Annotated in this window: 9 protein-coding genes; 5 read left to right on the top strand and 4 right to left on the bottom strand. The window is 52.9% G+C overall.

What is annotated here, in order from left to right:
- The first annotated feature begins 196 nt into the window (after positions 1-196).
- From U5L07_14380 to U5L07_14360, 5 genes are all read left to right on the top strand, one after another.
- Positions 197-577 (top strand): hypothetical protein, encoded by a 381-nt coding sequence (locus tag U5L07_14380; GenBank protein MDZ7832931.1) that lies wholly within the window; start codon positions 197-199, stop codon positions 575-577.
- The gene (locus U5L07_14375) at positions 561-827 is read left to right on the top strand and encodes a 2Fe-2S iron-sulfur cluster binding domain-containing protein (protein ID MDZ7832930.1); all 267 of its coding nucleotides are present in this window, start codon (positions 561-563) and stop codon (positions 825-827) included. The genes U5L07_14380 and U5L07_14375 overlap by 17 nt, the downstream gene beginning before the upstream one ends.
- 6 nt (positions 828-833) lie before the next feature.
- Positions 834-1,553, top strand: coding sequence for a hypothetical protein (locus tag U5L07_14370; protein ID MDZ7832929.1), 720 nt, complete (start codon positions 834-836; stop codon positions 1,551-1,553).
- The gene (locus U5L07_14365) at positions 1,550-2,173 is read left to right on the top strand and encodes a hypothetical protein (GenBank protein MDZ7832928.1); all 624 of its coding nucleotides are present in this window, start codon (positions 1,550-1,552) and stop codon (positions 2,171-2,173) included. The genes U5L07_14370 and U5L07_14365 overlap by 4 nt, the downstream gene beginning before the upstream one ends.
- 68 nt (positions 2,174-2,241) lie before the next feature.
- Positions 2,242-2,784: a hypothetical protein gene (locus U5L07_14360; GenBank protein ID MDZ7832927.1), complete on the top strand. Its 543-nt coding sequence runs from the start codon at positions 2,242-2,244 to the stop codon at positions 2,782-2,784.
- 30 nt (positions 2,785-2,814) lie between these two features.
- Here U5L07_14360 and U5L07_14355 read toward each other — a convergent pair whose 3' ends face one another.
- The 4 genes from U5L07_14355 to U5L07_14340 all read right to left on the bottom strand — a co-directional run bounded on the left by U5L07_14355 (position 2,815) and on the right by U5L07_14340 (position 7,088).
- Positions 2,815-4,143 carry a sigma-54 dependent transcriptional regulator gene (locus U5L07_14355; protein ID MDZ7832926.1) on the bottom strand — a complete coding sequence of 443 codons (1,329 nt, stop codon included), beginning with the start codon at positions 4,141-4,143 and terminating at the stop codon, positions 2,815-2,817.
- Between the two features lie 36 nt (positions 4,144-4,179).
- Positions 4,180-5,847, bottom strand: coding sequence for an ATP-binding protein (locus U5L07_14350; GenBank protein MDZ7832925.1), 1,668 nt, complete (start codon positions 5,845-5,847; stop codon positions 4,180-4,182).
- A complete protein-coding gene (locus tag U5L07_14345) occupies positions 5,789-6,196 on the bottom strand; it encodes a hypothetical protein (GenBank protein ID MDZ7832924.1) in 408 nt (135 codons plus the stop codon). The genes U5L07_14350 and U5L07_14345 overlap by 59 nt, the downstream gene beginning before the upstream one ends.
- A gap of 154 nt (positions 6,197-6,350) precedes the next feature.
- Complete coding sequence (locus tag U5L07_14340) at positions 6,351-7,088, bottom strand: hypothetical protein (protein MDZ7832923.1); 738 nt, start codon at positions 7,086-7,088, stop codon at positions 6,351-6,353.
- Between the last annotated feature and the right edge of the window lie 41 nt (positions 7,089-7,129).

The raw sequence follows: 7,129 nt of genomic DNA, 5'->3' as shown, positions 1-7,129 counted from the left end.
TCCCTTTGGCCGGCGGTGTGCTCTATTCCTGGGGGATATTACTGTCACCTGCAGTTGGAGCGATTCTGATGTCTATAAGTACGGTGATCGTAGCCATCAATGCCCGTTTCCTACGGATTTCGAGGGAATAATAGAGGTTTTAGCCGGAATGAATTAAGTCTGGAGAGATAGGAATATGAGGTGAAGGGATAAAGCGATGGGTGGAATTCGAAAACGGTTTTTACCGCTGGTGAGCCTGTTTCTCGTGGCGGCACTGATGACCGGTTTATGGGGCGGTTTTGGCAAGGCAGCAGCTCAAAATTCAGATGCCGCGGTATCCGAGACTGACTCGAAAATAACCGCAAAAGCTCAAGATGCCCCGGATATCCAGTGGTTTAAAGATCAGATGAAAATATCTGATCAATACGTCGAGCAGCAGGAAGGCGTATTAGGAGTTTCCTGGGCGCATTTTCTGACCATGGTTTTCCTGGTGCTTTTTGCCCTGGCCGCCCTGGTCGCATTTTTTCAGCGGCAGCGGCGAACCCGGGAAATTCTGGAAATGATTCGAAAGGAGATGTCACATGGCGATAACAGTTGAATTCAAAACATCCGGCAAGACCGCACAATGGAATGACAGCTATGAAAGCTTGCTGGAACTGGCTGAAGAAAACGGGATTGAAATTGAAACCGACTGTGAAGCCGGGGTTTGCGGAACCTGTAAAGTCCGCTTGATTTCCGGCAAGGTGGATATGGAGGTCGAAGACGGGCTTGAAGATGAGGATGCTGCGGCCAATATGATTCTGCCGTGTGTGGCGGTTCCTTTGACGGACATCGTGCTTGAGATCTGATCTGTTATGTGGAGCGAAAAAAACATCAATGCCTTTTTGGCTGTCTTTTTCTGTCTGCTGGTATTGGGATTTCTGTTCCACCAGAGTCAGACATTCGCCGGCAGTCTGCTGGGGCATGGCCTGGGCATCGTTGGCAGTATCCTGATTCTGATGACCCTGATTTATCCGTTCCGAAAGCGGGTTTTAAAGAAAAAGGGCAGGCAGAATTCTTTGAACAGCCATGTTACCTATGGTCTGATCGGCCCTTCCCTGGTCGTTATCCATTCGGCGCATAAATTTTCGAGCTTAATCGGCATACTGGTTTTTTTATCGCTCGTTCTCGTTGTTTTCAGCGGCATTGTGGGCCGCTACCTGTATAAGAAGGTCAATCGATCGCTTCGGGAGCAGAAACGGGATCAAAAGCTCATAAAGGCCCGGATTGAAAATCGTAAAAAAGAGATGCACACTGATTGTAAAGCTGATGAGACCTTGGATGAATCAGAGACAGACACAGCCGGTGATTCCGAAACTTATTCCCGCGAGGAAATGCTTGGAAAATGCGGCGAGTGGCTTGATGAAGTGCGGACACTTGCGGAAATCGAATATGCCACCCGGTTCTTTGACCGCTTAAAAACGGTTTTTTCCCGATGGATCCGGATTCATTATGTCATCTCCGGTTTGCTGTTTGCGCTGATGATCGTTCACATCATGACAACCATTTATTACGGGCTGAGATGGGTGCCATGAAAAAGATGATTTTAAATATAGGCATCGCCGTTTTGATCATCGGGTTCTCGGTATGGTTGTATGCCTATGATCAAGCCTCGGAACCAGGGGCATTAAGCTCAGCGCACCAGTTCATCGGCAGCTGTGAAACATGCCATATCCCGTGGCAAGGCGTGACAAAACAAAAATGCCTGCAGTGTCACTACTTCGATGATGTATCGGCGCTCAAACCCCAGATCCGTTTTCATGAGGCGCAAAAACACTGTTTGGATTGCCATACGGAGCACCGGGGACCTGCGGCGGATATATCCGAGGTGGATCACACGCTCTTTAACGGTGAGCTCTCCTGCACCCAATGTCATTTTAGAGCCCATGACCGCAAATTCGGTGATGACTGCCGGGCCTGCCATGGAATGACAACGTGGGATATAAAGGGATTCCGTCACCCGCCGGCGGATAACCGAAATTGCCATCGATGCCATGCAGCACCGGCGTCGCACGGGGAGCCGTCTTTCTGGGATAAAATTCTGGAAGGGCATCGGCAGGGCGAATACAAAGGAGGAAAACCGTTGGTTAAGGAATGCTGGCGATGCCACACCACACACAGATGGGGGCACAGAATGATGGCGCATGAGCTATGAAACCGGCGCCAAATGCATTCTGAAAATCCTATAACAACTAAACTTTAACGAAAAAAAGGAGGTCCAAAATGAGACAAACGATGACTCTTATTATTACATTAATTTTTGTGCTGGCAGGCGCCGGACTGGTCACGGCGGAGATGCATCAGCAGGGTGAGACTGAGCAGCAGATGCACGAGCCAGGTGAAATGCAGCAGATGCATCAACAGGACGAAACAAAGCAGATGCATAAGCAAAGCGAAATGCAGCAGAGACATCCATCAGAGCAGCAGATGGAATGGTTCTGCCCGTGGTGCGGATCTCAAAGAGGCACTGAAATGGGCCAAGGCATGATGGGCGACCGGCACATGATGCACCGGGGCCGTGGCATGCATCATGGCTGGAGCCGAGGGCAATGCCCGAGAGAAAAAACTAAACAGATGGCCCCGCTGAGCCAGGAGGAAGCCAAAACGCTTATGAACAATTACGTGGCCGCCAATCCCAACTTGAAAATCGGTGAAGTAACTGAAGAGGATGATAGCTACGTGGGCGAAATCGTGACAAAAGACGGCTCTCTGGTGGAAAAGCTGGTCGTGGATAAAAAAACGGGCTGGATGAAGCGCAAGTATTAAACAAGGAAAAGCTTGTCAAAGTGAAAAAAGCTATTTCTCTTTCAAGTGGTATTTCGTTATCTTGTAACGCAGCACCCGCTCACTGATGCCCAGTGAGCGGGCAGCCCTTGTCTGCACCCAGTCATTTCTCTCAAGTGCGGTTAGAAGCATTTCCTTCTCCACCGCCTCCAGGCGGCGGGCCAGTGTACCGGTTTCGACTGCCTGGTGAAAGCGTACCTCCTCGGGCAGGTCATGGGCAGAGAGGTTGTGGCCCCGGGAAAGTGCCAGCACCCGCTGTACAATGTGCTCAAGTTCCCTCACATTCCCGGGGAATGTGTATTTCATGAGAGTGGACTCCGCCTCTGGACTGAATTTTTCCTTGCCGTTACCGTATTTTTCAAGAAAATGCGCAACCAAGGCCGGGATATCTTCTTTTCGCTCTCTTAGCGGCGGAATATCAATGTCCAGAACATTGAGGCGGTAGTAGAGGTCTTCCCTGAAGCGCCCCTTTTCAACCAGTTCTTTCAGCGATCGATTGGTGGCAGCCAGAATCCGGACATCCACCTGGATCGGCCCCTCCCCGCCTACCCGCGTCACCTGGTTTTCCTGAAGCGCCCGCAGCAGCTTGGCCTGCAGGCTTAACGGCAGCTCACCGACTTCATCAAGAAAAAGGCTGCCCGTATTTGCCAGTTCAAATCGCCCCTGTCGGTTGGCAGTAGCACCGGTGAACGCGCCTTTCATATGGCCGAAGAGTTCGGATTCAAACAGGTTCTCCGGAATGGCCGCGCAGTTGACCTCGACAAAAGGCTTCTGACTTCTCGGGCTTAACAGATGAATCAAGCGGGCGATCAGTTCTTTGCCGGTGCCGGTCTCGCCCCTTATTAACACCGCCCATTCCGTAGGGGCAAGCCGCCGGATCATCGACAAAACGGTTTGCATGGCCGGGCTCTGGCCGACAATATTGATCGGAAGCGGCGATTCCGCCACGGCCTGGCTGATTGCCGCCGACTCTTCGGCTATCAGGATTGAATTTTCAATTCTCTGGATTTTATCGAGCAGGGCGGCCAAATCGATCGGTTTTTCCAGAAAGTCATCGGCGCCCAGTTTCATGACCCGCACAGCCGTGGATACGTCTCCGTAAGCAGTGATCATAATGCTGCGGATCGCTGGATTGATCTGCTTCATCCGGCCCAGCACCTGATCGCCGGAAATATCCGGCATCCGCTGGTCAAGCAGGACCAGCTGAAACGGGTGTTCGGCAAATGCCTGAAGCGCGGCTTCGCCGCTTTGGGCGACGACCACATTGTAATCATGATTCTCCAGGAATCCGCTTAGCAGATCTGCCTGCAGCTTTTCATCATCAACCACTAAAATATTCATATTCAATCAATCAGATGGCAATTTTTAAGGATTAGATTAGATGCTTCCCTGCAGCGGAAAAATCAACCGGATTTTGATCTCCCCCGGCCGCGGTGAGTTCAGCTCCAGCGATCCCCCATGAGCCCTGGCGATACGATCCACCATGGCAAGGCCGAGACCGGATCCATGGGTCTTGGTGGTGACATAGGGGGCAAGCATATTTGCAAGTTCGCCATTATCAAATGCCAGCCCGGCATTTTCCATGGTCACCACGACATCATCGGATTCCCGGTCAAGGCGGATGTTAATATAGCCCCCGTTCGGCTGGGCCTCCACGGCATTTTTAAGCAGATTCTCAAACGCAATGGCGAAAAGATCGGCATCCGCCATCAACGTGCGGGTAAATGCGGGCTTGTAATCCACTGATATGCCACGTTTGTAAACATCATCCTTATAGAGCGTGATTTGCGATGAGATAACCGCATCCGGATGTATCGCCTGCCTGTCCGGGGTGATGGGGCCGGCAAACTGCTTAAGGTCTTCTATGAGTTTATTGCTCCGATTGACGGACGCCATCAGTGCGTCGATCAGCTCGCTTTGGGCGGATGTCAGGCCTGCGGTCTCATTGCTTAACCGCTGAAGTCCCATGCTGATGGCGTTTAAGGGATTTCTCAATTCATGGGCAATGGCCGCGGTCGCCCGCCCCAGGGCCGCATCCTCCTGTTCTTTTGCCAGCTTTCGTTCAAAACTCCGGATCTGTCTGAGATAAGCCGCCTGATACCGGTAAAGCCCCCATGACAGCCCGATTCCGATCAGCGCCAGGATGCCGGCGATAACAAAGAACTGGGTCCAGAGCTGATTGACCCGGTTAAAATAGAAGTTCGCATCCAGGCCAAGCAATAAATATTTACCCTCAAACGGCATGCGGGCCTCGGCAATCTGGCGATCTTTATTATGCGTAAAATTGATAACCGGTTGGCCTGTGTCCACAGCCGCCTTATCTGCCGCCGCCAAGCGCACATATTCGATTTCCGGCATGGCAGAAAGGGTTTCAAGCAGCGTATCCAGGCTCAGCTCCCGCCTCAGGCGTTTGATCCGGTCGGATTGAAAGCCAACCAGAATCCGCCCGCCTTCCGGGCGGGGCAACGTGAGATAATAAAGCGCGCTTTCCGGTTTGTAGGAAAGCATATTCGGTTCCGGCTGCTCGGCTTTGATTTGATCCGGCATCCATCCGCCGGGGCCCTGGGTAACCTGATTGTCAGCCGTCGCGATAGCAATGCCGGCCAGGCCGCTTTCATTGGCAAATGCCGTCAGCTCATCCGGTGTGAAAGGCGCGATCGTATCCAGGTAATCCACAAACCGGGCCGTATTCCCCAGAAACGTCTGCATGATGGCTTCAATGGCGTTTTTGGACATGACCGCCGTATCCGCCTGCAGCCTGATCACGCTGGCAAGCAGCCGGGCATGATCCCGGACATGGCTGACAAAGGTATTTTCCGAAGACCGGATTTGCCAGTAAACCATGGCCAGCACAATACCGATGAGGCAGCCGAACACGAGCAGATTGGCCTGCCACATCGGGGCAAAACGCAGGAACCGCCGCCGATCCGGCTGCTGGGGTTCCGCTGCCAGAAATGTTTCGGGTTTCGATTGGATTCCCATCCGCTTAATGCCGCCCGCCGCCGTGATTTCTTCCCATGCCCATGCCACGCCCGCCATGGCCATGCTTCAGCCGGGAGCGCACACCCGTGGAATCATGGCCGCGATGAATGCCTTCGCCGTTTCGAACGCTTTGAAGCCTTAATTCACTATGATTTTCATCCACATATTCACCCCATACCCGCACAACCGCACCGGGCTGCACAAAGCCCGGCAGACTCTGCCGGTTGTAGGAGATCAAAACCCGCCGCGCGCCGTCAGCCTCACCGCTTTGATCCACGGATACGACCATTTGGCGGTTCTCGGCGTTAATGGAGATAACCTCGCCCAGCAAGGCATCCATGGCCCGGGCGCCTTGTGCTGTCAGAACAAAAAGGCTCAAGGCAAATATTAGAATTTTCGGGAAACGTCGCATTCGATCACTGTTTGTTGGTATGTATCAAAGCAAGCATAAACCGGTCATCAGCAGAAGAACCGGGGTCAATCTTTTGAGTTTTCCGGAAACCGCTTCGGTTGTTAACGCCTCCATAACGCTCAGGATAATTTAACCCGGTGAAAAATTACAAGGATTATTCCAGGCAGTCGCGTTTTTGAACGCGCTGGCTGTTGCCGCCCCGCCACAGAGGGAACCCGGCGTCATCACGCAGGTCAATGGTTTCGCCGCTGACGGTCATATCCGTAGCAATCAGTTTGGTGCTGCCGTCGCTGAAGATTACCTCAACCGCATTGACAGTGACATCCTCTCCCACTGTCGGCCTTGCCACGCCTTCATCCGCCCAGTACCGGATCGGCCCGATGCCGTAAACCGTAACAACCGCAACCCCGGTATCGATTTTAATGCCCTGCCCTTCCGTGCAGACTTCAACAATCGTGCCGGAAAGCTCCATCGGTTCGCCGGTCTCAATCATCCGGAAGGTGCCTGTGCGCCCAGCGCCGCCGGTATTTTCACTATCATAGCAGTTTCGCTCAGCAAACCCCTGGCCGTGGTAGCTTGCGCCGGAACCGTCACCCGGACCATGACCGCGACCGTTGCCCTTGCCATGACCTTTGCCGTGACCGGCGAGAAAATCTTTCGCCGAATGACTCTTCATTTGATTAAGGGAACAATCACCCGGACCGTGACCCGTGCCGTCCCTGGGTCCATCGCCCCCGTTACCGCTCCCATCGCCGGGCCCGTGCCCATTGGCCGCAATCACCGGCGAATCCGCCAGGATTTGGTTAACCGGCGACATCGCCCAGCCCAGCCCGGCGCTGAGAGCAACAACCAGTGAAGCCGCCAGAATAACAAGCCGAATTTGTCTTTTCATGAATACTGCCTCCTTAGAATTAAAGATAAAATTTTATGCAA

The organism is Desulfobacterales bacterium (genome assembly GCA_034520365.1).
Lineage (GTDB): Bacteria > Desulfobacterota > Desulfobacteria > Desulfobacterales > Desulfosalsimonadaceae > M55B175.
The sequence above is the reverse complement of the archived record's forward strand: the minus strand, read 5'-3'. Positions and strand labels throughout refer to the sequence as shown.